The organism is Streptomyces luteosporeus, from assembly GCF_039532865.1.
In the GTDB taxonomy this organism is placed as follows: domain Bacteria; phylum Actinomycetota; class Actinomycetes; order Streptomycetales; family Streptomycetaceae; genus Streptomyces; species Streptomyces luteosporeus.
In genome coordinates this window covers 1-25,007 of the sequence record NZ_BAAASL010000032.1, presented here as the reverse complement: position 1 = coordinate 25,007, position 25,007 = coordinate 1, and the positions used below count along the sequence as shown (strand labels likewise).

Sequence of the window (25,007 nt, the reverse complement as noted above, 5' to 3'; positions counted from 1 at the left end):
TCAGCCGATGTGGAGTTCCGTGCACGCCGGCCCGTGCTGCTGCTTGCTCTCGCAGGCCCCCGCTTCGGACTCCGCAGGATTGACGGCGGAGATCGACACCACGGATGTTCCTGACGGCAGCGAGAGCGGAATATCGATCTGCTGCCTGATCACGCCCTGGTCGTCCGGCCTCAGGATGCTCCAGTAGAGGTCACCCGATTTCCCAGGAGGAACGTTCTCGGGGCTGACGCTCACTTCGATGTGCGACCACTTCTGAACGCCGTCCGCGTGCACCACGAAGTGCAGCCTCATACCGGAGCGCGGGCCCGCGAGACTGACATCCGTGATGGACGCCCGGCCACTCCCGCCGGCGGCCTGGGCGGCTCCGACAACGGCGATGCTGAGGGATGCCATGTAGAAGACCACGCCGAGCACGAGCACACCGGTCTCCCACAGGACACCCCGGCCCGTGGGACGGATGAGCAGGGCCGAGATGCTGCAGACGATCGCAATGATGGCGCACAGCGAGGCCACGTAGATCGGCCATGACCTGTTGTTGAGGGCGACGAAGACGAACTTGCTGTTGAGCCCCAACGTCGTCATGATCCCGGCCACTGCCACCAGTGCCCCGGCCAGGATCTTGGCCACGTCGTCCAGCCGTTTTCCCAGCGCCGCCTGGATCTCGCCAAGAGCCGAGGCGGGGGAATCCACTGAGGTGGAGGGCCTCTCCTCGCCGCCCATGGCACGTTTCCCGATTCCGCCGAGCCGTCAGAACGGCGACATCGTGGCACCGCCCCGGCCCCGAACCGGAGACCGGGGCTCCAACGGCCAGCGAGCCCCCTCTTTTGGCCGCTGCGCGACCGGCCTTACAGGAATTCGTCGAGATCGCCGCGCTTGGCGGCTTCCACGAAGTTGCGCAGCCCCTCGCGGGTGGTGACAACCAGCTCCCCGGGGCGAGCGCTTTCTCTGAGCACGGGGGTGCCGTCGGCGGTGTGTCCTATCTGGATGCAGGCGTTGCCGCCGCCACCGCAGATCGGTTCCTGCCAGCGGATCTCGGGCATGAGGGTCTCCTCAGAGTTCCTTGACGATTCCGTTGATGAACGCACGGGATGCCGCCTCGTCGAGGGCACAGGCTTCCGCCTTCTCGAAGAGGCGGCGGTAGTTGGCCAGCTGCATTTCGGAGTCGACGAAGACCGAGCCGTACGACGTGTCGAGCTGCACCGTGTCTAGTTGAGGCACTGCCCCGCACGCGTAGAGGATGGTCTGACCAGCACCGGGAAAGCCGCCTGCCGTGAAGGGGATCACCCGGAGGCTGATCCGGTCGTGCCCACTGACCTCCAAGAGGTATTCGAGCTGGGCACGGGCGACACCGCGCCCGCCGAACTGCATGCGAAGCGCGCTCTCGTGGACGACCGCTTCGTAAAGCGGCGGATTGTCACGCTCCAGTACCTCGCGCCGCCGCAAGCGCTGGGCCACGCGCAGTTCGACCTCGTCGTCGGGGAGCTCGGGAATCACCATCTCGAAGATCGCCCGCGCGTGTGCTTCCGTCTGAAGGAGGCCGGGGACGTGAGAGGTCAGAGCGTTTCGGAGCCTGGTCGAATGCCATTCCAGCTCGGCGATGTCGAGGAAGAAGGCGGGGAGCGTTCCGCGGTACTCCTCCCACCACCCCTTGGTGTGGTCCTGAGCCATGTCGGCCAGCGCATCGATCAACCGAGCGTCGGGGCAGCGGTAGTTGCACGCCAAAGTGCGCACGCGGGCCGCGCTGATGCCGAAGCGACCCGCTTCCGTGTTGGAGATTCGGGTGCGGTCCACACCGAGCAGGGCAGCAGCGTCGGATGCCGACATGCCTGCTTGCTCACGCATCTGGCGCAGGGCGGCGCCCAGGCGTCGTTGACGGATGGTCGGATTGCTTCGCGGCGGCATGCGACCCCTCTCTCGAACCAACGCCCAGTCTGCCGCTCCTCGAACGGTCAGATCCAGCGATCGACTCAGGTAGCACAGGGATTCCGCCAAGGCGGTAGCACAGGGCTTCCGGGGTGCGCTACTTTCGACGGACTTCGCTCACAGACAGTGGCCGGAAGTGCACCGTGCGGCATGCCCACCTTCCCTGGGTGGCGTATGTCTGCGCTCAGGGAGGCGAGCCACCGCCACGGGTCTGCGTGCGTACACCACTTCCCCCACCTTGGAGTGAACGCGCATGAGCACCACCGCGGTCTGCCTACCCGACCCGCCGGGGTCGGCGTCAGTCACCCGGCCGTCGCCGGCCAACTTCAAGTACTCCGTCGGCCTGCCCAGCGGCGCCTACTGCGTCAGACCCGCCCGCATCCTCGTGCGGCAGGTACTGCGGGACCACGGCCTGGCCGACCTCGCCGAAATCGGCACCTTCGCCGTCTCCGAACTGCTGGCGCACGCCTGCGCCTTCACACCGAGCGGCGAGACCCAGCTCCTGATGCGGTGGCGCTTCGGTGTCCTGAGACTGATCGTGTTCGACGACCACCCCACGCACCCGGCACCATCGGAACCGCTCTGCCGGGAACGCCGGCGGGAGGCACTGTCCGTGCTCGACACGGTCGTCGCCGCCTGCGGCGGCATCTGCGGGCTGGCGGAGCTGGGGCCGCCGCTCTACGGGAGCAAGGTGTGGGTGGTGCTGCCGCGGGAGGCCGGTGAGCTGTATGCCGGGCTCTGAAGACGTCCTGCGCTCACTGCGCGAGGAGCTGGAGCGCCGCGGCATCGCGCTGCCGTCGCTCGGCGTGGAGCGAGCCGTCACGGGCGCCGAACTGATCCAGCTCGGCCGAGCCCGGCCGGATGTCGTGCAGCGGCTGGTGGAGGCACTGCGGGAAGCTCGCACCGGCTGAGCATGCACGTGGGGTGGGCACCTATCGGTTGCCCACCCCACGGCACGACCACCGCGAGCAGTATCAGCCGCCGTGGAAGTACCCGGCCGCCTTGCGGTCCGTGGCCTGGTACTGGGTGCTACCGTGCTCGATCTTCTCGGCGACATCCTTGAGAACAGCGTGGATGTGCTCTGCCCGAGCGTGCCACTGCTTGCTGGCCGCGTGCATCATCTGCTGGGCCTCGCCCTGCCAGCCATGCGTGACCTTCTCGACCGAGGCCCAGATGGCCTGGAGCTGACTGTCCAGCAGGCTGGATGCCGCCCTGATCTCGGCCGCGGTGTGGCTCAGCCCGCTGTACTGAACCTTCAGGATTCCGTCGTTGGACATCCGTCCCCCACTCGTCTCAGATCTTCAGTGATTGGGTTCCACTCGGAACCAGTGGCTCAGTACTCGTGAATCTTGCTGTCGAGGCCGGCGCTGAGACCAGTCTGCGTGCTCTTCGCGTCGAGATGGCCGCCCGCGGCTCCACCGTTCACGTCGATGCTCTTGAAGCTCGACACAACAGCTTCTTCGTTGGCGTGGCTCGACTTGCGCGTGAGGGCCACGGCGTCGTGAATGCCGTCGAGGAGCCGGCGGAGTGCATCGTGGTCGTCGTTCAGCTGCATCTGCGCAGTGGTGAACGCCTGGGCAGCCCGACCCTCCCAGGCGGGCTTCACCTGCTCAACTGCGTTGACCAGGCTCTTCAGGTTCGCCGACATTGCAGCGCTGGCCTCTTTGAGGCTGTTCTCGAACGCGACGAAGGCCGCATCATCAATCTTCTGGATGTCCGAGGACATGTTTCACCATCCCCCATGAGTTGTCGGCGAACTGAATCGCCCTGACTTCGCGCTCCGCAATCTAGCCGACCGGCCCGCTGCCGGCTGACCAATGCGGAGTGGTTCTGTTGCGGCGTCGCACCAGCACGATCGCGGTGACGGCGGCGGCCACGACGACCGCTGCGCCAGCACCGATACTCAACCAGAGGGTGCTGACATCGCCCTTGTCACTGCTGCTCTGCGCCGTGGGGCGCGGTGTGCCCTGGGCCGACAACTTGGGTTCACTCGACGGCGTCGGCGCGGCGTTGGCCAGCAGCGGGTTGACGTCGGCCGGGCCGGGGTCCCCCTCCCCGTCCAGGATGACCTTGCGCGGGCGGACAATACCGTAGCCGATGTAAGGGCTCGGGATCTTGCCGGTTGTCGGTTTGCCTGCGGTGTCCAGCATGACGCGCAGCACTTGGTTGTTGGTCCAGTCCGGGTGCTTGGCCCAGATGAGGGCGGCGGAGGCGGAGGCGAGGGCGGTGGCAGAGCTGGTCCCTCCTGTAGCGCAGAAGCCGGCGCTTTCTCTGCAACGCCCAGGAATTTCCTGCCCGGGGGCAGCGAGAGATACGTGACTGGCGCTGTTGGACCACTTGGTGACAGTGCTCGTACTGTCAATGGCTCCCACGGAGACCGCCCCTGGCGCCGCCGCCGGATAGTTCGGAACGTTTACCCCATCGCCATCGTTGCCCGAACCAGCAAAGACGAGGCTGCCCTTTCCCAAGGCGTAGCTGACAGCCGCCTCGATCTGAGAGTGGCCTTTCGACGCCGGTCCGGCCATGGAGATGTTGATGATTCGTGCACCATGGTCGGCCGCATAGCGGATGCCGTTGGCCATGAGCGGGTCAGTGACGTCCGCCAAGCCGCCAGGAACCTTGACGGGAAGGATTCGCGCACCGGGCGCGAGCCCCTGAACTCCTCCGCCCGCTCCGGTACCGGCGATGAGGGAAGCCATCTGGGTTCCATGGCCATCACGGTCGGAGACGGCACCGGCTGGGTTCTGCGCATCGGACATGTCCGCTCCCTGCAGTACCTGGCCCCGAAGCTCCTCCACGGACGTGTCGACACCAGAGTCGACGACAGCGACGGTCAATCCGTCACCGCGGCTCACCTTCCACATGTCTTCCGCCTGCATGGCATCGAGGTACCACTGCCGGGACCGGACTCCGTCGGCGGCTGCACTGGGTGCGGCGAGGGCAAAGCAGGTCACACCGGCTGCGAGAACCGAAATGGTCTGTGCTGAACCTCGCCGCATCCTGCCAAGGACGTGGGGCATGCGTGAAGCGTCTCCTCAGGGTGCAGGCGGCAAATGCATCAGTCGATGACAGGCGGGACGGTATCCCGCCTTCCACGGGTCCAGGTCTTCTCGTCCTCCGTCAGGTAGGCCGGGCGCGACGTCTGCTGCCGTCTTGCGCCACTAGCCGGCGCAGCCCCCGCGTGAGGGACCATGCCTGAGCTCTGGTGGTCGCGCACAAGCCCTGACCCTCCTGGGGTGAAAGCCGAGCGCCCTGCTGGCTGGGCCGAGGGAGCAGCTCCAACCGGTCCACCCGGCGCCAAAAGCCTGCGCTGCGCGGAACCGTTGTACCCACCTACGACACCGCTCGCGGCAGCCCCCGGAACACTCCCCGTCCCAACTGGGCCACGTCCCACCAGGCCGCCCTCCTCCCCGACCACCGTTCCCCGCGGCAACCGTGGCACGCCTGCCGCGGGACCTGGCCGGTTGGGCAGACCACCCACGATTCCATCACTCGTACCGGGCCGCTGGAACCCCTCTCCGCGTGGTACAGAGAGGCCGTACTGCGGCCCCCTTGTGCCCGTTGCTCCTCGGACAGCTCCAGGGTCGCCGCCAGCGGCGAGAGGGCGACCTGGGACACTGCGTCCGGCTCCGACCGGCCCGAGGGGCAAGTACACGTCTGCCTGCCGTCCTCGCGAAGTATCGCCTGCAGGGGAAGGGCTTCCCGTAGTGGTCGCGGATTCAGTGGGCGAGACGACGCCGGTGGAGTCAATTGTCGTGCCGGAAATCGACCCGCCTACCGGCGCGCCACCGATGCTTGCGTGTCCAACCACGCGCGATCCGTCGCCGCCCTGGGGCGACAGGTGGCTCACCGATGGAGTGTGTGCCGCTGTCCCCGTCCCGCTGGTTGGTCCCTGCGTCCCGGCAACGCTCGGCGCTCCCACCGCCGCGGCGGGTGCGCCCGACTCGTACGGTCGCTCCCAGGTGTTGATGCCGTCGGTGAATCCGGGCAACGCGAACCGCGGCTCCTCCAACATCCCCAGGTCCGCACCCGCGGTCTTGTAGTAGGAGTCCACCAGCCGCATCGCGTCCACCGCCGCCTGGCGGTCCTTCTCCGCGGCGGCCACGCGCGCCTTCTCCTTCTCCGCATCGACGAGGCACGGAGAAGCGCTCGGCTTGGGCATGTGGGACTGGGCCTTGGCGAGGCCCTCCGCCGCCTTCGTCATCACCGCGCCGGCGGACGACGTGTAGTGGGCCAGCTTCGTGGTCTGCATGACCATCTGCTCGCCCCACTTGCGGAACGCGTCGCCGCCCTCGCCCTCCAGTTTTACGCGGGCCACGTGGTCCTTGAGGTCCTTGCTGATGGCGTCGAGATCATTGAAGGCGTCCTTCAGAGTCTTGCCGACCTCCGTCAAGCGCTCCGGCTTGCCGTTGGCCACCATCGCGTACAGCTCTTCGTGGCTCTTGCCCTGGAACTCGCTCTCCGACATTCCTCTCCAACCCCCCTTACAGGCCCGCTCCGGCGGTGCCGCCTTCGGCCGGCGGCGGCGTGGCGGCGGTGCCGCCGCTCTTGCCCGTCAGTTGACGCTCGTACTCCCCTGCCCGCTTCTGGATCGCCCGCATGCGCGCGGCCTCGTCCGCGTCGACGCCGTCGTAGCCGCGTTCGGCGACGACGGCGGCGATGCCCATGGCCTCGACCTGGTCGCCGAACTGCTTGGAGAGCAGTTCCAGCCGCGCGTGCACCTTGTCGTAGAGCGCTGCCAGCTGCTGTGCCGAGCCGAAGTTCCGGCCGAACGTGTCCGCCGGGACCTTCTGGTCGCCGATCGTCTTCGGCGAGGCGGACGACTTCTCCAGCTTGGCGAGCACCTCGTCGATGCGGTTCTTGAACGTCGTCAGCGTTTCGGCTTCCTTGGCCAGGTGGCCGCCGCCCGAAGGCGACGCAGGCTGGCCGGCCGAGTCACGCGTGTCCACTGGATCCTCCCCCATCTGACGCCACTTACTGCCGTGCGGCGCTTACAGCACTCTAGTCACTCGTGTTGCTCGACCCCATCGAGATAGCGTCAACCTGCCATGACGGCAACCACAACATCGGTGTCCTGGGACTCCAGTGAACCTTCGTTCACCAGCAGCAGCCGCCCTCCTCGCAGGTGTGCGGTCATGCTCCTGCCGTGGGCGAGGCGGGATTCCGTCGTGCGCAGGTCGCCGGACAGGTGGGTCGTGTGTGTGGCCTTTCCGTTCGTGGTGGCGACGGTGGCGAGCTCGCCCACCCGCTCGGGTGTGGCGGCGACGTAGACGGTCAGCTTGCCGTCCTGGACCGCTACGGGCAGCGCGGTCCGATTGGCGTCGGCCTTGTACGTCCAGCGCTCGTGCCCGGTCGTGAGATCGAACGCCCTGGTCGCTCCCTTGCCCGCGATGTAGACGGTGTCCCCGTCGACCAGGAACTCCGGGCACTTGCTCATGGAGGATGAGCAGGAGTGGCTGTCGTGGTCGCGGCGGAGGGCGATGCGGGAGCGTTCCTTGCCGTCCTTGTCGTCCAGGGTCACCACGTCGGTGCGCACGCCGATGCCGTTGCCGACGAGCAGGACGACCGGCCGGGTGGAGAGGATGCCGTAGACCATCTCCCCTTCCTTCCCTTGCCACTTCCAGCGGGGGTGATCGAGGGTTTTGGGGTCGTATGCGCTGACGGTGGCACGCCGGTCGGCGCAATAGCGCTGGGTCACGAACTGGGCGCCGCCCGCCGTGGCGACGTCCTCGCACGACGGCTCACGGAGCGCTTCGGCCAGCAGTTTCCCGTCGGACAGCTCGAAGACCTTGGTGCCTGTGGCCCATGTGATCAGCCCCCTGCCGCCGCTCACCGATACGGTCGGCGCCACCTTCCATTTGTCCCGTCGGAAGTTGTCCATTTCGGGGTCGTCCTGAGTGAAGAGTGCGACCTCGCCCACCCACAGCTGTACGCCACGGCGGATGTCAATGGCGGTCACCACGCCACACGTACCACCGAAGTCGAGCGCCAGGAAGACACGCCCGTCGTCGCTGTCCCGCGATGCGGAGCACAGTGTCCCGTCCAGCACCATGGACCACTGCCTCTCCCCGGACTTGAGGTCGTACGCCGTCAGCATGTCGGGTTCGGCCTTGACGACCGAAGTCGGTGTGAACCAGGTTCCCGGCGCCCATTGTGCGTTTTTGGACGGTGCCGTTCGGGCTGTCTTCTTCCATGCCTGCGTACCGGCTTTCAGGGATGAGCCGTCCTGCGAAGCGGCAGATTTCGTGCCGGCCTCGGGACGAGACCAGGCCCAATAGCCGGCACCGCATATGAGCACGAGAACGACGGCGAGCAGGATGCCCCATGTGCGTCGTGACAGTTGGCGTGACAACAATGTCTCCGTTCGAGCAGGACTATGGAGGGCGGTCAGTTGAACGACAGCAAAAGGTGAGAGGGGGAACCTACGAAGCCGGAAGCCATGAAGACCCTGCCGTCCTCGAAGTACACCTCACCGAAAAGCGCGGCTTCCCTTTCCTCTCGAGCGCTCTCCGCCGGCAGCCGCTTGACCACTGTGGGAGTTCCATCCCGTGGTTCGAGAGTCACGAGCCGGCCACCTTCGTCACCCTGCGCGTACTGATAAATCAGGGGCTTGTCACCCAGGAACTTGAGCGGAACGCCAACCCGCTTCCCTCCTGCGTCGCTTGCCCAACGCTTCTGGCCGGTGGCCAGATCGATGGCGATGATCTTGTTTGTGCTCTCTCCGGCCGAACCGCTCCCCGTACCTTCCGTGGAAAGGTAGACGGTGTCCTTACTGAAGACGGCATTCGCTGCGTTGCCGTTACCGGTGAGCGAGATCCGGTTTCGGGTCCGACCCTCCGGGGTGATGGTGATCAGGTCGGTCGAGTTGTCACGTTCGTCAACTTTTGCAACGGCCACCACGACGGGATCGACTGAAGGAATTCCCATCATCTTGAGTCCGTCCGGCACCTTCCACGTCCACATGTCCTTGCCGGTGGACGGGTCGATGCGCTGGACGAACATGCGGTCGTGGGGACACTTGATCACAGCGAGGAGAGTCGTCCCATCGGTCGAATTGCGGTACTCCACGCAGTTGAGGAGCATATTCTTATCCGGCTGCGCAAGGACCCTTCCGTCGTCGACTGCGAACGTTGCGGATTCATCTGCCGACAAGATCTTGACGGTGTCGTTGAGGAGCACGATCTGCATGTCGGTGTATCCACTGCTGTACCTGGTGGGCATCTTCTTGTCCCACTTGGCGCGGCCGCTCCTGAGGTCCACGGCCATCAGATCCGAGCAGCTGTAACCGTCTTTCGCATAGGCGACGACGCCGACGCCCTTCTCGGCCCGGCGGGAGGTCGCACAGAGAGGTCCCGGGATGCGTACGTTCCACTGCTGCTTGCCGTGAGCGGTGTCGTATGCGGTGATGTTGCCGGTCCGGGTGCGGATGATGTTGCCGTTCGCGAACCAGGTCGTCCATCCCTTGCCCTTGGAGACGTTTTGATCGTCCTTGTCCGGGTTGGTGACCAGCCAGTCCAGCTGGGAGTCCAGTCGACCCGTCGCCGGCGGCTTGGCCTGCGGCTTGCCGCCACCCCCACCGTCGTCGCCGCGACCCCACAGCCACCAGCCGCCTCCGCCGAGGCCGGTGAGGAGGAGGGTCAGGGCGAGGGTGATGAGCAGGGCCTTGCGGCGGCCGCCCGGAGCGGGGGGCGGAGACATCGGTGCAGCCGGGCCGAAGGCCGGAGGCGGCGGGCCGAAGCCCGGGGAGGGTATCGGGGGTTGGGAGGGCGGTGGTGGCTGAGTCATAAGGGGACGCCTTTTCGTCCGGGGATGTTGGGGTGTGGAGAGGGAGCGTGGCCGAACTCCCGACCCCGGTGGTCCGGGGTTGCTAGCGTCGGCGGCAGTGTCCGGGTCCGTACTGTCGGACGAACCGAAGAGGAGCTCTGCGCAGTGGCCACTGAAGAAGAGAAGGAAGCGCTGTACGCCATGGACATCTCGGGCGCGGAGTGGATCAGTGCGCCCGGGGACACCTCGGAGGAGCGGGTGGAGATCGCGTACCTCGAGGGTGGTGCGGTGGGGATGCGGTCGTCGGCCGATCCGGACACCGTGCTGCGGTACACCGCCAGCGAGTGGGAGGCGTTCGTGCTCGGGGTCCGGGACGGGGAGTTCGACATCGAGGTGTGACGGTCCCGCCGGCGGCTCACCAGGGGGCGCTGATCGCGAGGATCATGCCTGCCTTTTCGTCGGCGAACTGTCCGTCGTTGACGAGGAGCAGGCGGTCGTCGACGAGGCGGGGGAAGCCGTCGATGCGGCTCATCATGGCCTCGTTCTTGCGGTCCTTGTCCGTGTCGGAGTGCTCGACCGTGCGGACGGCCTTGCCGGTGGCCGTGTCCAGGTAGGCGATGCGGCCGCGGCGTTCGGGGGTGGCGACGGTGTAGGCGGCCACGCGGCCGCCGTGCACCGCCACCGGGGTGGTGTAGCGGTTGGGGTCGGCCTTGTAGGTCCAGCGTTCCTTGCCGGTGGCCAGGTCGTAGGCCATGGTGACGCCCTTGCCGGAGATGTAGAGGGAGTCCTTGTCGGTCAGCGCGCCCGTGCAGCCGGAGTCGGCGAGGAAACAGGTGCCCAGCTGCCAGAAGCTGTTGTACGGGACGCGCGTCTTCTCCTTGCCGCTGTCGGGGTCCAGGACGACGAAGTCGTACTTGGCGTCGGGGCCGGCCTTGCCCGGTGCCTGGGCGAGGACGAGCGGGTTCGTGGAGATGATGGACAGGAAGCCGTCGCGGCGCGGGAGCTTGGTCGTCCACTTGGGCTTGTCGAGGTTCTTCGGGTCCAGGGAGCGGATCGTGATCTCGCCGTCGGACTTGAAGTCGCAGTAGGTGATGGCGATCAGGCGGGCGCCGCCGGCGCTGTCGACCATCTCGCAGGCCTTGCGCTTGAGGGATCCGACGCGCTTGCCGTCGGAGAGGCGGCGGGTCTGCTCGCCGGCGCCCCAGGTGGCGTAGAGGTGGCCGTCGTGGACGGCGAGTTCGAGGGCGGCCTTGAGCCACTTGCCGGGCTTGAGGGCCTCCGCCTCGTCCTTGTCGTCGACGAGGAGCTCCTCCCACTTGCGCTTGCCGTCGCGCAGGTCGAAGGCCACCAGGCGGGTGCAGATGCCCTCGTACTCGACGGAGACGACGGCGACGCCGCCGTCGGACTCGCGCGATGCGGCGCACAGGGAGCCGGCGAGCAGGAACGACCACTTCTTCTCGCCGGTGCGGATGTCGTACGCGGTGACCATGTCCGGTTCGGCCTTGACCACGAGCGAGTCGGTGAACCAGGTGCCGAGGGCCGCGTGCATGCTCTTCTCGTCCGGCCTGGTGCGGGATTCGGCGGTCCAGACGACGGAGCCGGCCGTGGGGTTCCTGCCCGTGCCACCGCCCTGGGAGCCGCCGCCCGCGGGTCCGCTGCCGGTGAAGGACCACACCGCCCAGCCGCCCGCCGCGAGGACGACGGCGAGGGCGAGGCCGGCGAGCGCCGGCTTCAGCCATGTGCGGCGGCGCCCGGGGGTGCCCGCACCACCGGTGGCGCTGGCGGTGAACTGGGACAGCCTGGGTGGCGTCTGCCCGTACTGGGGTGTGTGCACCGGGCTCCTGCTCCTGCTCCTGGTTTCGTTGTTCTAGGGGTCGGGCGGCGGTCGGGTGTCAGTGGAAGGACATCATCATCGTCCTGTCGGTCATGCCGATCTGCGAGACGACGTAGAAGTGGTCGTTGCGGAAGTACACGGTGCCGAGCCGCCCGATCTTGTACTCCTCGTCCGCCGATTCCTGCGGCAGGTTCATGAAGACGGCGGAGCTGCCGTTGGCCGGGTCGAGGGAGAGCAGCTTGCCCGCCTCGTCCTTGGAGGCCTCCTGGTAGACCAGCAGCCGTCCGTCGTGCATGGCGACGGGCCGGTAGCGGCGGTTGCCGGCCAGCTCGGTGGTCCAGCGGGGTTTGCCGGTGGCGAGGTCGACGGCGGCGATGGCGTTGGCGTAGACGCCGTCGATCTCCTTCTTGCCGTTGATGGTGGCGAGGTAGAGCGTGCCGCCGTCGGTGACGGTGCTGCGGCAGGAGTCGAGGAGCCGGGTGCAGTCGCCGAATTCGTACGGCCCGGCGGAGGCGGAGATCAGGCTCTTCAGGCGGCCGTTGTCATCGAGGACGACGACGTCCGTCGGGTCGGTGTCGTCCTTGCGCGCCACGGTGACGACGGGCGGATCGACGGAGAGGACGTTGTGCGCTTCGAGGCCGTCGAGGAGCTTCCAGGTCCACTTCTCCTGCCCGGTCCTCGGGTCGACCGACATCACGAAGCTGCGGCCGGACAGGCCGCACTCGGCGACCGTGAGCTGCTGCGCACCGGAGCGGCCGGCGACCGAACCGGCCGCGCGGCAGCCGTAGTCGTGGGGCGTCAGGCGCTCGCCGGTGCGCGCGTTGAACACGCGGGGCTCGACGCCGTCCGCGAGGGTGAGGGTGCCCTGGACGAGGGAGATGTTGGCGGTGCGGTGGCTGTCCTTGCGGCCCTTGGAGTCGGTCAGTTCCTTCGTCCACAGCATCCGGCCGTGCTCCAGGTCGACGGCCATGACCAGGTCGCAGGCGAACTCCTCCTTGCCGTAGACGACGGCGGCGATGCCGTTCTCCTGCTGCGGGGAGCTGGTGCAGGCGAAGCCGGGTACGGGCACGGTCCAGCCGGGCTTGCCCGTCGCGATGCTGTACGCGGTGACGGCTTTGCTGCTGCGCATGATCACGTTCTTGTCCGTGAACCACGGCTCCGCCATGTGATCGGCGCTGTCCTTGTCCGTGTCGGGCACGGGCGCCATCCAGTCCAGCTTGGCGTCGATGGCCTTGGCCGGGGCCTTGGAGGTACGAGCAGGATCGTTTCCGCCGCGGCCCCAGAGGAACCAGCCGCCCGTGCCCAGGCCCGCGACGAGCAGCAGGCCGAGACCGATCGCGAGGGCCTTGCGCGGGACTCCCCCGCCCGCTTGCGCCGGAGCCACGGCGACCGGCGCCGCCGGCTCGGTCGGCGCGGTGGGCGAAACGGGCGCCCGGCCGGGCGACTGCGGGGCCTGCCCGGGCGGCGGCACCGGCCCGGGCGGCGGCACCGGCGGCGGGCCCGAGGGGGCCTGCGGGGTCGGGGGGGCTTGGGGGGCCTGCGGCGTCTGCGGGACGGCTCCCGGCTGCGGGAGCGGCACGAAGGGTTGCGGTGCGGTGCCGAAGCCGGGGCCCGGGTGGCCGCCGTCCTGTGCGCGGTGTGGCTGGTTCATGGGTTCCTTCATGCCTTCATGCGGTTCCGCCGGCGCCGGAGGGCCGGTTGCGGCGGTGGGGGTCCCGGTGGCCCCGGTGGTCGCGTACGACGACGGCCGAGCCCGCGATCATGGCGACGAGCAGGGCGGTGCCCCCCAGGGCGTACGTGGCCAGGCGCACCTGGCGCTCCTGCGGCGTCTCGCCGAGGGCGAGCGGCGCGGGCTGCGGGGCGGCCACGCGGTGGGCCGGTCCTTCGGGGACGGTGACCCGGTCGAGCGGGCGGTCGTCCTCGGTGAGGGCGCGGACGGGGTCGACGACGCCCCAGCCGACGTAGCGGTCGCGGGTGGCGGAGACGCGTTCGGCGGTCTGCTCGATCTGGGCGACGACCTGGTTCTGCTTCCAGTCGGGGTGCTTGGCGCGGATGAGGGCGGCGACCCCGGTGACGTACGGCGCGGAGAAGCTGGTGCCGTGGTCGACGCAGTGGCCGCCGCCGGGGACGGTGGAGACCATGTCGACGCCGGGCGCGGCGACGCCGATGAAGTCGCCGGACTGGGAGAAGGGGGCGCGTTCGTTGTTGCGGTCGGAGGCGCCGACGGCGAGGACGCCGGGGTAGGCGGCCGGGTACGTGGGCTTGGAGCGGCCGTCGGCGCCGTCGTTGCCGGCCGAGGCGACCACGACGACGTCGTGGGCGAGGGCGTCGGCGACGGCGCGCTCCAGGTCGGAGTCGGGGCGCAGCGGGACGGCGGTGTCCTGGGAGATGTTGATGACGCGGGCGCCGGCGGCGACGGCCGCTTTGATGCCTTCGGCCAGGGTGCGGGAGGTGCCGCTGCCGCGTTCGTCGTTCTGCCGGATGGGGATGACGACGGACTCGGGTGCGATGCCGACGAATCCGCCGGCGGGCGAGGGCCGGGCGGCGATGATGCCGGCGACCTTGGTGCCGTGGCCGACGGGGTCGACGGTGGGGCCCTTGCCGGCGTCGTTCGTGCCGGAGAGCAGGTCGATGCCGCTCTTGGCGTCGACGGCGTCCTTGAGCTGGGGGTTGGTGACGTCGATGCCGGTGTCGATGACGGCGACGCGCACGGGGTGTCCCTGGGGGTCGCGGCCCCGGGTGTCCTGCCAGAGCTGGTCGAGCAGGATGCGCTGCAGGGCCCAGGGCGTGCCCTTGATGGGCTTGGCGGGGTAGGTGCACTCGCCGCTGCCGTCGAGCACGGTGGCGGCTGCGGGGACGGCCGGGGCGGCGGTGGTCAGGGACGCCAGCAGTGCGGCGGTGAGCAGGGCCGGGGTTCGCATGGCGGCCTCCTACGAACCCTGCGGCTGTTTGGCGCTGTTGGTGTCCAACCGGGGGCCGGTCGGCAGGAACTGCGACCAGTTGGCCGGTACGGGCACAGGGGCGACGTCCTTGTAGCCGAGGCGGGTGCGGGCCTGGTCGGCGTCGGCGGCCCCGGGCCGCGCGGGGTCCGGGGAGGGCGCGTCGCCGATGCGGGAGCGGTCGGTGGCGCTGTCGCCGTTGGACTGGACGGCGTAGCGCAGCCCGGTGTCGGTGACGAGGAAGACCGGGCCGCTGTCGGTCTGGCGGCCGGTGACCTGGCGGTAGAGCAGGCCGGAGCCGGGGGTGACGTAGGCGCTGGTGGCGCCGTCGGGGATGGTGGCGGGGTAGTCCTTGCCGGCCCAGACGCCGAGGTCGGGGTTGCCGCCGGAGTCGAGGCCGCCGAAGAGGCTGCAGACGGTGTCGTTGCCGTCGCCGCCGGCCACGGGGTCGGCGGAGTTGGCGGGGCGGGGCACCTGGGCGGGCCAGTGCATGCCGCCGTAGAACTCCTCGGCGTCGGGCGTGAAGTCGGCGGCGCTGACGCGCTCGGGGGTGCCGGCCTGGCCGAGGGGGGCGAGGGCGCGGCTGCTGAGCAGCAGCTTGGCGGTGAACTCCGAGACGCGGGCGACCTTGCCGGGGAGCACGACGTAGTGCTGGGTGGTGGTGCCGGTGGGCGCCTGGAGGATCATGCCGACGCGGCCGGTGCGGCCCTTGAGCGTGGGGACGCCGGCGGGGTCGCCGACGCTGCCGTGGAGGGCGGGGAAGGTGATGGGCGTGCCTTCGCGCAGGGTGCCGAGCCACTCCTTGGTGACGCGCTGGGGCTGGGCGCCGTCGTTGAAGAGGGCGCGCAGCAGCAGGTTGCGGTCGGCGGGGTCCTGGTTCTGCCAGTCGGGGCCGCCGATGAGGTAGCGGGTGCCCTTGGGGTCGACGAGGTAGCGGGCCTCGTCGGGGCCCTGGACGTACAGCGCCTGGGCGCCGCGCAGCCGCCGGGGGCCGGTGAGCTGCTTGGCCTTGGGGTCGCCGGCGGCGAAGAGGAAGACCGCCTTCTGGGTGGTCCTGCCGCCTCCGCCGGGCTGCTGGCAGACGGCCCACTGCTTGGGCTTGCCGGCCTGTGCGGCGGTGGGCATGCGGTCGGGCGCGTACGGGATGCCGAGGGTGGGGCCGCGCGGGATGTGGCCGTCGTCGAGCTCGGACTCCCGGACCTTGATCACTCCGCCCTTGCCGGGGTCGAGCAGCAGCCGGGCGGAGGCGAGGTTGAGGACGGGGTGGAGCTGCTTCTTGCCGTCGGTGGTCAGGACGACGTAGCGGGTGGTGGAGTCGCTGCCGACGATGACGTGCGCGGCGACGTCGTCCCAGCCCTTGGGCGCGACGGGCTTGAAGACGCCCCAGGCTCCGAAGCCCGCGACGAGCAGGGCGCCGACGACGATGCCGGGCAGGATCGTGCGCAGCGGCCGGGGGGCGCCTTCCTCCGAGCCGGTGAGGGAGGGCTGCAGGAAAGCGGCGACCGTCCGTTTCCTCGCGAAGGTGTAGGCGTTGAGTTCGTCCCGCCGTGATGCCATGTGGAGCTGCTTCTCCCCCGGTTTTCCGATGCCGTTTCCGTCGTCTTGCCGTCGTCTTGCAGTCGTCTTGCCGTCGTTGTGTTCGTTGCTGTCCCGTCGTTGCGAATCCGCCGCTTTCGCGGGGTTGTTCCGCGGTGGACGGGCACCGGCCGAGCGCCGTCGCCCGGGCGGGGCCGGTGTCGGACCGAGCCTCTACTATGCCCGTAGGTGATCGCCACGTGTCGCCGGGGGACGGTCCCGGAAAGGGCGGCGACCGGTTTTCCGCCGGTGTGTCCGACCGGTGTGCGTGGAGCTGTATTCGGCGGATTTCGAGGGGGCTTGACGGGTCATGGCAGCCGCGACGCGCGTACGGCCGGAGGGCGGCCCGGGGCCCGGTGCGGGCGCGCCCGCGGCCGGCGCCGTGCAGCCCCGGCCGGCCCCGGGGCGTGGTGCGCTGGGGCCGGTACGGCTGCAGCAGCTGGTGCTGGTGGAGCTGGCGGCGGCCGTGGTGCTGCTGGGCTGGCTCGGCGGCCGGCTGCTGCTGGCGCCGGCGGTGGTCCTGGCCGTGCTGCTGCTCCTGCCGGCCGTCCTGCGCCGCGGGCGGCGGCCCGTCGTCGAGTGGCTGGCCTCCGTGGTCGCGCTGCGCCGGCGGGCACGCCGGGCGGCGGCGCAGCCGGTGCTCCCCGGCACGGATCCCCGGCTGGCCCCCCTGGTCGAGTGCGAACCGGCCCTGCGCACGTCCTCCTTCACCGACCGGACGGAGCGGGAGGTCGGCCTGGTCGGCGACGGCACGTTCCTGACGGCGGTGCTGCGCGTCGACGGCGTCGACCGGCCGCTGCGGGCCGATCGCACGCGCAAGGCGCTGCCGCTCGCGCTGTTGCGGGACGCGATGGACGTCGACGGCATCGCGCTGGAGTCCGTGCAGGTGGTGCAGAGCACCCTGCCGGCACCGGCCCCGCACCTGCCCTCCGACTCCCTCGCCGCGCGCAACTACGCGCCGCTGCAACAGCTGACGGGCGCACCCGCGGTGCGCCAGACGTGGGTGGCGCTCAAGCTCGACCCGGAGCTGTGCCGGGAGGCGGTCGAGGCGCGCGGGGGCGGTACGACCGGGGCGCGCCGCTGCGTGCTGCGCGCGGCCGACCAGCTGGCGAGCCGGCTGGCGGGAGCCGGGTTCCGGGCCACCCTGCTGTCCGAGGACGCACTGACGGCCGCCCTCGCGACGGCCGCCGACATCAACCCCGCCGCCACGGCCCAGGCGGGCCGTACGGGCACGCCCGCGCGGCGGACGGTGGAGAGCGCACGCGCCTGGCGCTGCGACGACCGCTGGCACACGACGTACTGGCTGGGCCGCTGGCCCCGGCTGGGCGGTGCGAGTGGTGCGGGCGGGGCGGGTGGTGCGAGCCTGCCGCAGTTGGCGGCGCTGCTGATGTCGCTGCCCGCCCTGTCGACGACGCTCAGCCTGACGCTCGGCCGCGGGCGCATGCTGGAGGGACGGCACACACCCACCATGACGGGGCATGTCCGGATATGCGGGCGCAGTGCGGACGAGTTGGCCGCGGTCCGGCGCGAGTTGGAGCGGGCCGCCCGCGCGGTGAAGGTCGGCCTGGTGCGACTGGACCACGAGCAGGTGCCGGGCGTCCTCGCCACACTGCCGCTGGGAGGTACCCGCTGATGGCCACGACGACGTACACCGGCACCCCCGTCGCCGGACCGGCGGCCGGTACGGCCCCGGCACCCGCGGCCCCCGGCCGCCGGGCACGCACCGGCTTCGGGCTGCTCGGGCCCCGGCGCGGCCGGCACGAGCTGTCGGCCGCGGAGTTCGACGCCCTCGCCCTGCCCGTCGCGGACGACGGAGTCGTCATCGGCACCGACGAGCACGGCGCCCCCGCCGTGCTCGGCACCGGCCGCCCCGTCCCCTTCGACATCGTCCTCGTCGGCGGCGTCTGGACGGCACAGGTCCTCGCGCTGCGCGCGGTCGGCACGGGCGCGCGCGTCGCGGTCGAGACCGGGCGCCGGCAGATGTGGACGGCCCTGGCCCAGGCGGCCAACACCGGACAACAAGCCATCACCCTCCACGACGTCGGCCGCGTGCCCCCGCAGGGCCCGGCCGTGCACAGCCCCGTCCTCGTCGTGCGCGACTGCGGAGTGCGCCCGCCGCGCGGCCGTACGGGCCCGGCACCATGGCAGTCCGTCCTCACGCTCCTGCCCTACCCCGGCCCCACCACGCCCCGGCTCACCGCCCGGGCCGACGTCGTCGGCATCCAGCGCGTCTCCCCCGACGAGGCCCGGCAACTGGGCCGGGCCATGAACCTGCCGCCCCACGACGTCGACACGCTCTCCACGCTCCCCGACGGCGTCACGCTCTGGTGCACGCGCACGTCACGCACGTACGTCACGATGCAGCCGACCGAACCGGAAACGGGGCTGCTGGGCGCCGCCCGGCGCATGGACTGACGGTACGGGCGACAGGGCTCGGCCGGAGACCCAGGTGTCCGGCGAGCCTCCCGGGGAAGCCTTGCCCTGCCGGGGCGTCCCGTGAGGACGCCCCGGCAGGGGCGGACGGGGAGGCGGGGGCGGGCCTGCCGCACCGATGCGGATGACGATTAGTCTGTATGACCGTACGCACGCACTGGAGGACCCGACGCCGGTCCTGTCATGCGACAGACGGGGAACATCCGGGCGTTCGAGGTCGGCAGTAACGGTCGGCCCGCCAGACGACTCCACACCCACGGGCGCCGGACCACACCAGCAGGAGGCATTGTGAGCAGCGATCGGGACGAGATCCGCGCGGCCGGAAGGACAGCCGGCGAGGACCGGCCCGACGCCGAACACGAACCCGAACACACGGGCGAGTTCACCATCGACTACACGCCGCCCGCGTGGTACACGCAGAGCACGCCGCCGACCGCGAGCGCCCCTGCGGGCGTTGACGCCCCGGCGCCCGCGCCCGCGCCGGTACCGGCCGAGCCCGCTCCGGCGTCCGACGGCTGGACGGCGCCCCCGGCGCCGCAGGCGTCGCTGCCGCCCCTCCCCCCGAACTTCCCGCCCGCCCCCGCCCCGGCGGCCGCCTGGCCGCCGCCGGCGAGCCCGGAGGGCGCTGCGCCGTTCGGCGGTGCGCCGGCGGCCGCTGTTCCGGCCCCGGCCCCCACCCCGGCCCCGGCTCCGGCTCCGGCTCCGGCTCCGGCTCCGAGCGAAGCCGCTCCTGGCAGCCCCCAGTTCGGCGGTACGCCGGACGCCGGCGCCCCGGGCGAGGCCGCTCAGGGTGCCCCTCAGGCCGGCGGTACGCCGGTGGCCGACGCACCGAGCGAAGCGGCTGCGGCGGGTTCCGCTGCGCCGGACGGCCAGTTCGGCGGCACGCCGGCGGCCGACGCCGGTGCGGCAGGGTCGCAGGGCGGCACGCCCACCGGTGCCCCGGCAGACGCGACTCCTGCGGCGGGTGCGGGTACGACGGACGGCCAGTTCGGCGGCACGCCGACGGCGGACGCCCCGGGCGCCACCGGTGCCACCACGAGCGAGGCCGGGACGGCCGCCCCTGAGTTCGGCGGTACGCCGGTGGCCGGCGCGCCGGACGCAAGCGCCGGGGCCCCCGCCGCCCCGACCGGCGCGGCGGCGGACGCGAACGCCGGCACGGCGGGCGAAGCCCCTCCGAGCAGCTCGCCCTTCGGCAGCGCCCCGGCTGCTCCTGCCCCGAGCAACGCCACTCCTGGCAACCCCCAGTTCGGCGGTATCCCGGCGGCGGACGCGCCCAGCGCGAACACCGGCGCCCCGGGCGCCGCCGCCCCGGCCGCTCCCGCCCCGAGCAACGCCGCCCCCGGCAACCCCCAGTTCGGCGGCGCGCCCGATGCCGACCCGAGCGCCCCTCACTTCGGCGGTACGCCGGCGGCCGGCGCGCCCAGCGCGAACACCGGCACCCCGGGCGCCGCCGCCCCGGCGCCCGGCGCCCCCGGCGCCGGTGGTGACTGGCATCTGGCCGCCGCGGCCCCGGCTGCCCCGCCCGCCGCTCCGGCGGTGCCCGAGGCTCCTCCCGCCCCGCAGGGTGGTTACGGCTACCCGGGCCCCGGTGCGCCGGGCGTGCCCGGCGCCCCCGCGCCGTACGCCGGTTACGGGGCGCCGGCCCCCGCCCCCGCCCCCACCCCCGGCGGCTACGGCTATCCGCAGGCGCCCGGCGGCTACGGGTACCCCAACGTCCCCGGCCAGCCGGGCCCGTACCCGGGCCAGCAGCCCGTGCCGCCCACCGCCGACGGGCAACCGCAGCCGCAGCCGCAGGCCGAGGCGCCGGCCGATCCGCGGGCCGGCGGAGGGTGGCCGACCGTGACGCCGGAGCAGCGGCAGCGGTCCGTGCACGGGGCCCCGCTCGGGTTCACCGCGGCCGTGGAGCTGTCCTCGGAGCGGCTGCTGAAGAGCAAGCCGAAGCCGAAGAAGCAGAACCCGGCGGCCCGGTTCAAGTTCGGCGGCAAGAAGGAGGAGGCGGAGCGGCAGCGGAAGCTGGAGCTGATCCGCACGCCGGTCCTGTCCTGCTACCGCATCGCGGTCATCAGCCTCAAGGGCGGCGTCGGCAAGACGACGACGACCACGGCCCTGGGGGCGACGCTCGCGACCGAGCGCCAGGACAAGATCCTCGCGATCGACGCCAACCCGGACGCCGGTACGCTCGGCCGCCGGGTGCGCCGGGAGACGGGGGCGACGATCCGTGACCTCGTGCAGGCCATCCCGCACCTCAACAGCTACATGGACATCCGCCGTTACACCTCGCAGGCGCCCTCCGGACTGGAGATCATCGCCAACGACGTGGACCCGGCGGTCTCCACGACCTTCAACGACGAGGACTACCGGCGCGCCATAGACGTGCTGGGCAAGCAGTACCCGATCATCCTCACCGACTCGGGCACCGGCCTGCTCTACAGCGCGATGCGCGGGGTCCTCGACCTCGCGGACCAGCTGATCATCATCTCGACGCCGTCCGTCGACGGTGCGAGCAGCGCCAGCACCACGCTGGACTGGCTCGGCGCGCACGGCTACGGCGACCTCGTCTCGCGCAGCATCACCGTCATCTCCGGTGTCCGCGAGACCGGAAAGATGATCAAGGTCGAGGACATCGTGTCGCACTTCGAGACCCGCTGCCGCGGCGTCGTCGTGGTGCCCTTCGACGAGCACCTGGCCGCGGGCGCCGAGGTCGACCTGGAGATGATGCGCCCCAAGACGCGCGAGGCGTACTTCAACCTCTCCGCTATGGTCGCCGAGGACTTCGTGCGCGCCCAGCAGCAACAGGGCCTGTACGCCGCGCCGCACCACCATGCGCCGCCGGTGCCGGGTGCGTACGGGCCCGAGGCGGGCCAGCCGGTGCCGGGCGCCGTCCCCGGGTACCCGGGTGCGCCGGCCGCGCCGGGCCCGTACAACCCGTACGGCCAGCCGCAGCCCCAGCCGCAGCCCGGCCCGTACCCGCCGGCGCCGCAGGACGGCGGCTGGAGCATCCCGCCGCAGCAGTGACACGCAGAAGGCCCCGGGCGCCCGCAGGCGCCCGGGGCCTTCCCCGTGGATCGGGGGGCGGTTCAGCCGGTGACGGCCGCCGCCTCGTGGGCCGCGACGAGGTCGCGCGCCCGCTTCACGTCGTCGGCCATGCAGGCCAGCAGCGCATCGATGGACTCGAACTTCTGCATCCCCCGCAGGTAGGCGAGGAAGTCCACGGCGGCGTGCAGCCCGTACAGCTCCAGGCCGACGCGGTCGATGGCGTACGCCTCGACCGTGCGCTCCGTGGCGTCGAACTGCACGTTCGTACCGACGGAGATCGCCGCCGGCATGGCCTCGCCCCCGACGGTCAGCCAGCCCGCGTACACCCCGTCCGCCGGGATCGCGGTGTGCGGCAGCGTCTCGACGTTGGCCGTCGGGAAGCCGAGCTCGCGGCCGCGCTGCGCGCCGCGCACGACGACGCCCTCCACGCGGTGCGGGCGGCCGAGGATCTCCATGGCTCCGGTCACGTCGCCGTCGGCGACCAGACGCCGCACCAGCGTCGAGGAGAACGGCAGCCCGCCGCCCGCCTCGCCCGAGACGAACAGGTCGACGACCTCGACACCGAAGTCGTACGTGGCGCCCAGCTCGCGCAGGAAGGCGACGTCACCGGCGGCGCGGTGGCCGAAGCGGAAGTTGGGGCCCTCCACGACGTGCTTCGCGTGCAGCTTGTCGACGAGCACCTTCACCACGAAGTCGGCCGGCGAGAGCTGGGAGAAGCCGGTGGTGAACGGCAGCACCAGCACCGCGTCCACGCCCAGCTCGGCCATCAGCTCCGCGCGCCGGGGGTGCGGCGCCAGCAGCGGCGGGTGGCTGCCGGGGCGCACCACCTCGCTGGGGTGCGGGTCGAAGGTGACCACGACCGAGGGGACGCCCAGCTCCCGGGCCCGCTCCACGGCCCGGCCGATGATCAGCTGATGCCCCCGGTGCACGCCGTCGTACGAGCCGATGGTGACGACGCTGCGCCCCCAGTCCTGGGGGATGTCCTCCAAGCCACGCCAGCGCTGCACTGTGCCCGCTCCTCGCCCGAACCCGAACCTTTGTCTGTCTGATGACGCAGGTCTAAGAGTGCCATGCCGGTTCGCGGCCTCCCGCATCGGCCGGGGCACCGGCCTTTGCGTGCGCCGGGTCCGCGCCGTCCCGCGCGTCCCCCGAGCCCCCGTCGCCCCCCTTCTCACGGCCGGCCGTCAACCGGATGCGGGCGCTCGGGCCGACGACCACCGCCCACTGGGCCGGGGCGGACTTCAGCCAACCGCGGACCTGGTCGCCGAAAACGGGGATCTCACGGGCCAGCTGCGTCAGCCGCCGGTCGAAGAACGCGGCACCCTCCGGAGTGCGGGCCATCAGCAGGCCGGTGCGGTGGACGAGATCACGGGTACGCGCCTCGGTGCGCTCGGCGGCGCCCGCCGCCACGGCGCGCAGCAGCGCGTCCAGGACGGTGACCTCCCGCTCGTACGGGCCGTACGGGCCGTACTCCTCGCGCTCCATCAGCACCTCCAGCAGCTCCTGGCGCAGCGGCCGGGAGACGGGGGTGCCGGGATCGGCCAGGACGGGCGCCAGCGCCCGGCGCACCGGTGCGGTGCCCGACCGCAGCAGGGCCACAACCAGCGGGAAGAGGACGGCGCGGGCCCCGGGCCCGTGCTCCAGGCGCCGGTCCACGAACGCCGCGGCGTTCTCGGCGCCCTCCGGACGGTGCTCGACGTGCTCGCGCACGAGGGCCGCGACCCGGCGGGCGAGCACCGGCTCCCGCACCTCGGCGAGGGTGCGCAGCACCTCGCCCGGCCCCTCCCCCGGCTCGTGCAGCCGGGCCCGGAAGGCGTCGAGCACAGAATCCGCGTGACTGGCCAGGGCAGGGGCCAGCACGGCCGGCGGCAGGTGCGGGTCGCCCTGCGAGAAGCGGGCGAGAGCCTGCGGAAGATACTTGCCGCGCGTCTCCGGATCCCGTACGAGCAGGGCCAGCGCCGTGCCGTGCAGGGCGCCCTCGGCCGGGCGCGCGAGCAGGGCCAGCGCGGAGAAGCGCAGCAGCTCGCGGTCGGCGGCCGTGGCCACATGGGGAGCCGTCTTCAGCGCGTAGGCGGCTGCCGCCACGTGGCGCTCCACACGGTCGTCGTGGGCCCAGCGGTCGACGGCCCGGCACAGCGCGGACGGCTCGTCCTCGGCGAGGGCGGCCAGCAGCTCGTCGGCGCGCGGGTGCCCGGCGTCCACGAGCGCCTCGGCGAGGTCGTCGATGGCCCGCCGGCGATGGGTGTGCAGCAGGGCCTGCGCGGCGGTGGCGACCGTCGGGCGCATCCCGTCGCCGTCCGGCGGCACCTGCAGGAAGCGGTTGTCCCCGAACCAGCGGCACAGCAGTGGCTGCGCACCGTACGGATCGTCGATCAGCAGAGCGGCCACGGCGGTCAGGAAGCGGTCGGCCGCATGGACGGCGGCGGCGCCGTCGGCCCCGGCGTCGGGCTCGTCGTGCTCCTGCGGCCCGGGCGGCAACTCGTCCTCGTCGGGCCCGGCGAAGCCGTGCGGATCGCTGGGCGCGTGCGGCTCGTAGCCCTCGGGCCGGGCCGAACTGTACGACACCGCCGGCCCCCGGCGTCCCACGACGGGCGGCCTCCGCCGCCGCGCCCCTCCGGCGCCGTCGGCATCCTGCCGACCGGGCGCGCCATTGCCGCCCGGACCGCCGGCCACTCGAGGGGCGTCCTCAGCCGGGCCGCACTGGCGGCCAGCCGCCCCCGGGGCGCCCTCGGCCCGGCTGTCCCGGCGGCCGAACCAGCCGAGGTCGCCCTCGGCACCGGCACCCGACCCAGCGGGCGCTCTGGGCCCCTCCTGGACCTCCGCATCCGGCCCAGCGGGGGCGCCAGGCTCGCCCTGAGCCCGGCTGCCCCGGCCACCGGCCGCTCCGAGGCCACCCTCAGCCCGATCGTCCCGGCCACCGGCCGCTCCGGGACCGCCCTCACCCCGACCGTCCCGGCCACCGAACCACCCGAGGTCACCCTCGGCACCGACGCCCCGCCCACCGGGCGCCCCGGGCCCGCCCTGGGCATCGGCGCCCTGAGCCCGGCGGCCCCCCTCGGCCCGGCCGTCCCGGCCGCCGGACCACCCGAGGTCACTCTCGGTACCGGCACCCGCCCCATCGGGTGCGCCAGGCTCGCCCTGGACCTCCGCATCCCGCCCACCGGGGGCGCCAGTGGCGCCCTGAGCCCGGCCCCCGGCCGCTCCGGCGTCGCCCTCGGCCCGGCCGTCCCGCCTGCCGAACCACCCGAGATCGGCACCGGGCGCCCCGGGCCTGTCCGGGACGTCGGCCTCCCGGCCAGCGGAGGCGCCAGTGGCGCCCTGAGCCCGGCCGCCCCGCCCACCGGGCGCCCCGGGCCCGCCCTCGGGGCTTCGGGTCCACGGTTCGCCGACTTCGGCCTCCGCGCCGCCGCGCGCCTCCGGCGCCGCGCCGCCGCCCGAGGCGGGGCGGGCCCCCTCCGTGCTGCTGCGCTGGCCCGGCACGCCGGGGCCGCGTGCCGCGCGGC

21 protein-coding genes and 1 pseudogene are annotated in these 25,007 nt (G+C 71.8%); 7 read left to right on the top strand and 15 right to left on the bottom strand.

Annotated elements, in window-relative coordinates; translation table 11 throughout:
* The 3 genes from ABD361_RS29115 to ABD361_RS29105 all read right to left on the bottom strand — a co-directional run bounded on the left by ABD361_RS29115 (position 1) and on the right by ABD361_RS29105 (position 1,902).
* On the bottom strand, positions 1 to 720 hold the full coding sequence (locus ABD361_RS29115) for a hypothetical protein (protein ID WP_344439779.1): 720 nt from the start codon (positions 718 to 720) through the stop codon (positions 1 to 3).
* A 125-nt stretch (positions 721 to 845) separates the two neighbouring features.
* Complete coding sequence (locus tag ABD361_RS29110) at positions 846 to 1,040, bottom strand: DUF397 domain-containing protein (RefSeq protein ID WP_344439777.1); 195 nt, start codon at positions 1,038 to 1,040, stop codon at positions 846 to 848.
* 10 nt (positions 1,041 to 1,050) lie between these two features.
* Positions 1,051 to 1,902 carry a helix-turn-helix domain-containing protein gene (locus tag ABD361_RS29105; protein WP_344439775.1) on the bottom strand — a complete coding sequence of 284 codons (852 nt, stop codon included), beginning with the start codon at positions 1,900 to 1,902 and terminating at the stop codon, positions 1,051 to 1,053.
* Between the two features lie 274 nt (positions 1,903 to 2,176).
* Between ABD361_RS29105 and ABD361_RS29100 the strand changes: the two genes are divergently transcribed.
* Together ABD361_RS29100 and ABD361_RS29095 are read left to right on the top strand one after the other, a co-directional pair.
* On the top strand, positions 2,177 to 2,665 hold the full coding sequence (locus ABD361_RS29100; RefSeq protein ID WP_344439773.1) for an ATP-binding protein: 489 nt from the start codon (positions 2,177 to 2,179) through the stop codon (positions 2,663 to 2,665).
* A complete protein-coding gene (locus ABD361_RS29095) occupies positions 2,652 to 2,834 on the top strand; it encodes a hypothetical protein (RefSeq protein ID WP_344439771.1) in 183 nt (60 codons plus the stop codon). The genes ABD361_RS29100 and ABD361_RS29095 overlap by 14 nt, the downstream gene beginning before the upstream one ends.
* 63 nt (positions 2,835 to 2,897) lie before the next feature.
* Here ABD361_RS29095 and ABD361_RS29090 read toward each other — a convergent pair whose 3' ends face one another.
* The 6 genes from ABD361_RS29090 to ABD361_RS29065 form a co-directional block, all read right to left on the bottom strand.
* Positions 2,898 to 3,200, bottom strand: coding sequence for a WXG100 family type VII secretion target (locus ABD361_RS29090; RefSeq protein WP_344439769.1), 303 nt, complete (start codon positions 3,198 to 3,200; stop codon positions 2,898 to 2,900).
* Between the two features lie 56 nt (positions 3,201 to 3,256).
* Positions 3,257 to 3,649, bottom strand: a complete 393-nt coding sequence (locus ABD361_RS29085; protein WP_344439767.1) for a WXG100 family type VII secretion target — start codon at positions 3,647 to 3,649, stop codon at positions 3,257 to 3,259.
* A gap of 61 nt (positions 3,650 to 3,710) precedes the next feature.
* Positions 3,711 to 4,943: a S8 family serine peptidase gene (locus ABD361_RS29080; protein WP_344439765.1), complete on the bottom strand. Its 1,233-nt coding sequence runs from the start codon at positions 4,941 to 4,943 to the stop codon at positions 3,711 to 3,713.
* A 1,464-nt stretch (positions 4,944 to 6,407) separates the two neighbouring features.
* Positions 6,408 to 6,872 (bottom strand): hypothetical protein, encoded by a 465-nt coding sequence (locus ABD361_RS29075; RefSeq protein ID WP_344439763.1) that lies wholly within the window; start codon positions 6,870 to 6,872, stop codon positions 6,408 to 6,410.
* A gap of 89 nt (positions 6,873 to 6,961) precedes the next feature.
* Entirely contained in the window at positions 6,962 to 8,275 is a 1,314-nt protein-coding gene (locus tag ABD361_RS29070) for an outer membrane protein assembly factor BamB family protein (protein WP_344439761.1), read from the bottom strand.
* A gap of 35 nt (positions 8,276 to 8,310) precedes the next feature.
* Complete coding sequence (locus ABD361_RS29065) at positions 8,311 to 9,621, bottom strand: outer membrane protein assembly factor BamB family protein (protein ID WP_344439759.1); 1,311 nt, start codon at positions 9,619 to 9,621, stop codon at positions 8,311 to 8,313.
* Positions 9,622 to 9,852: 231 nt separating this feature from the next.
* Here ABD361_RS29065 and ABD361_RS29060 point away from each other — a divergent pair, with 231 nt between their 5' ends.
* Positions 9,853 to 10,086 carry a DUF397 domain-containing protein gene (locus tag ABD361_RS29060; RefSeq protein ID WP_344439758.1) on the top strand — a complete coding sequence of 78 codons (234 nt, stop codon included), beginning with the start codon at positions 9,853 to 9,855 and terminating at the stop codon, positions 10,084 to 10,086.
* A gap of 16 nt (positions 10,087 to 10,102) precedes the next feature.
* Here ABD361_RS29060 and ABD361_RS29055 read toward each other — a convergent pair whose 3' ends face one another.
* The 4 genes from ABD361_RS29055 to eccB are packed head-to-tail and all read right to left on the bottom strand — an operon-like array spanning position 10,103 to position 16,017.
* The gene (locus tag ABD361_RS29055; protein WP_344439756.1) at positions 10,103 to 11,521 is read right to left on the bottom strand and encodes an outer membrane protein assembly factor BamB family protein; all 1,419 of its coding nucleotides are present in this window, start codon (positions 11,519 to 11,521) and stop codon (positions 10,103 to 10,105) included.
* A gap of 58 nt (positions 11,522 to 11,579) precedes the next feature.
* Positions 11,580 to 13,172 carry an outer membrane protein assembly factor BamB family protein gene (locus tag ABD361_RS29050; protein WP_344439754.1) on the bottom strand — a complete coding sequence of 531 codons (1,593 nt, stop codon included), beginning with the start codon at positions 13,170 to 13,172 and terminating at the stop codon, positions 11,580 to 11,582.
* 16 nt (positions 13,173 to 13,188) lie between these two features.
* A complete protein-coding gene (gene mycP, locus ABD361_RS29045; protein ID WP_344439752.1) occupies positions 13,189 to 14,442 on the bottom strand; it encodes a type VII secretion-associated serine protease mycosin in 1,254 nt (417 codons plus the stop codon).
* Positions 14,443 to 14,451: 9 nt separating this feature from the next.
* Entirely contained in the window at positions 14,452 to 16,017 is a 1,566-nt protein-coding gene (eccB, locus tag ABD361_RS29040; protein WP_344439750.1) for a type VII secretion protein EccB, read from the bottom strand.
* A gap of 328 nt (positions 16,018 to 16,345) precedes the next feature.
* Here eccB and eccE point away from each other — a divergent pair, with 328 nt between their 5' ends.
* The 3 genes from eccE (at position 16,346) to ABD361_RS29025 (ending at position 21,483) form a co-directional block, all read left to right on the top strand.
* Positions 16,346 to 17,668 (top strand): type VII secretion protein EccE, encoded by a 1,323-nt coding sequence (eccE, locus tag ABD361_RS29035; RefSeq protein WP_344439749.1) that lies wholly within the window; start codon positions 16,346 to 16,348, stop codon positions 17,666 to 17,668.
* The gene (locus tag ABD361_RS29030) at positions 17,668 to 18,450 is read left to right on the top strand and encodes a hypothetical protein (protein WP_344439747.1); all 783 of its coding nucleotides are present in this window, start codon (positions 17,668 to 17,670) and stop codon (positions 18,448 to 18,450) included. Before eccE ends, ABD361_RS29030 begins: the two co-directional genes overlap by 1 nt.
* A 306-nt stretch (positions 18,451 to 18,756) precedes the next feature.
* On the top strand, positions 18,757 to 21,483 hold the full coding sequence (locus tag ABD361_RS29025) for an SCO5717 family growth-regulating ATPase (RefSeq protein WP_344439745.1): 2,727 nt from the start codon (positions 18,757 to 18,759) through the stop codon (positions 21,481 to 21,483).
* A 62-nt stretch (positions 21,484 to 21,545) separates the two neighbouring features.
* On the opposite strand, the gene ABD361_RS29020 is transcribed toward ABD361_RS29025, so the two are convergent.
* Positions 21,546 to 22,511 carry a bifunctional riboflavin kinase/FAD synthetase gene (locus ABD361_RS29020; RefSeq protein WP_344439743.1) on the bottom strand — a complete coding sequence of 322 codons (966 nt, stop codon included), beginning with the start codon at positions 22,509 to 22,511 and terminating at the stop codon, positions 21,546 to 21,548.
* A 52-nt stretch (positions 22,512 to 22,563) separates the two neighbouring features.
* A complete protein-coding gene (locus tag ABD361_RS29015; protein ID WP_344439741.1) occupies positions 22,564 to 24,069 on the bottom strand; it encodes a hypothetical protein in 1,506 nt (501 codons plus the stop codon).
* On the opposite strand from ABD361_RS29015, the pseudogene ABD361_RS29010 reads away from it, so the two are divergent.
* Positions 24,028 to 25,007: pseudogene (locus tag ABD361_RS29010) on the top strand (hypothetical protein); the annotation flags it as partial. The gene ABD361_RS29015 and the pseudogene ABD361_RS29010 sit on opposite strands and share 42 nt — an antisense overlap.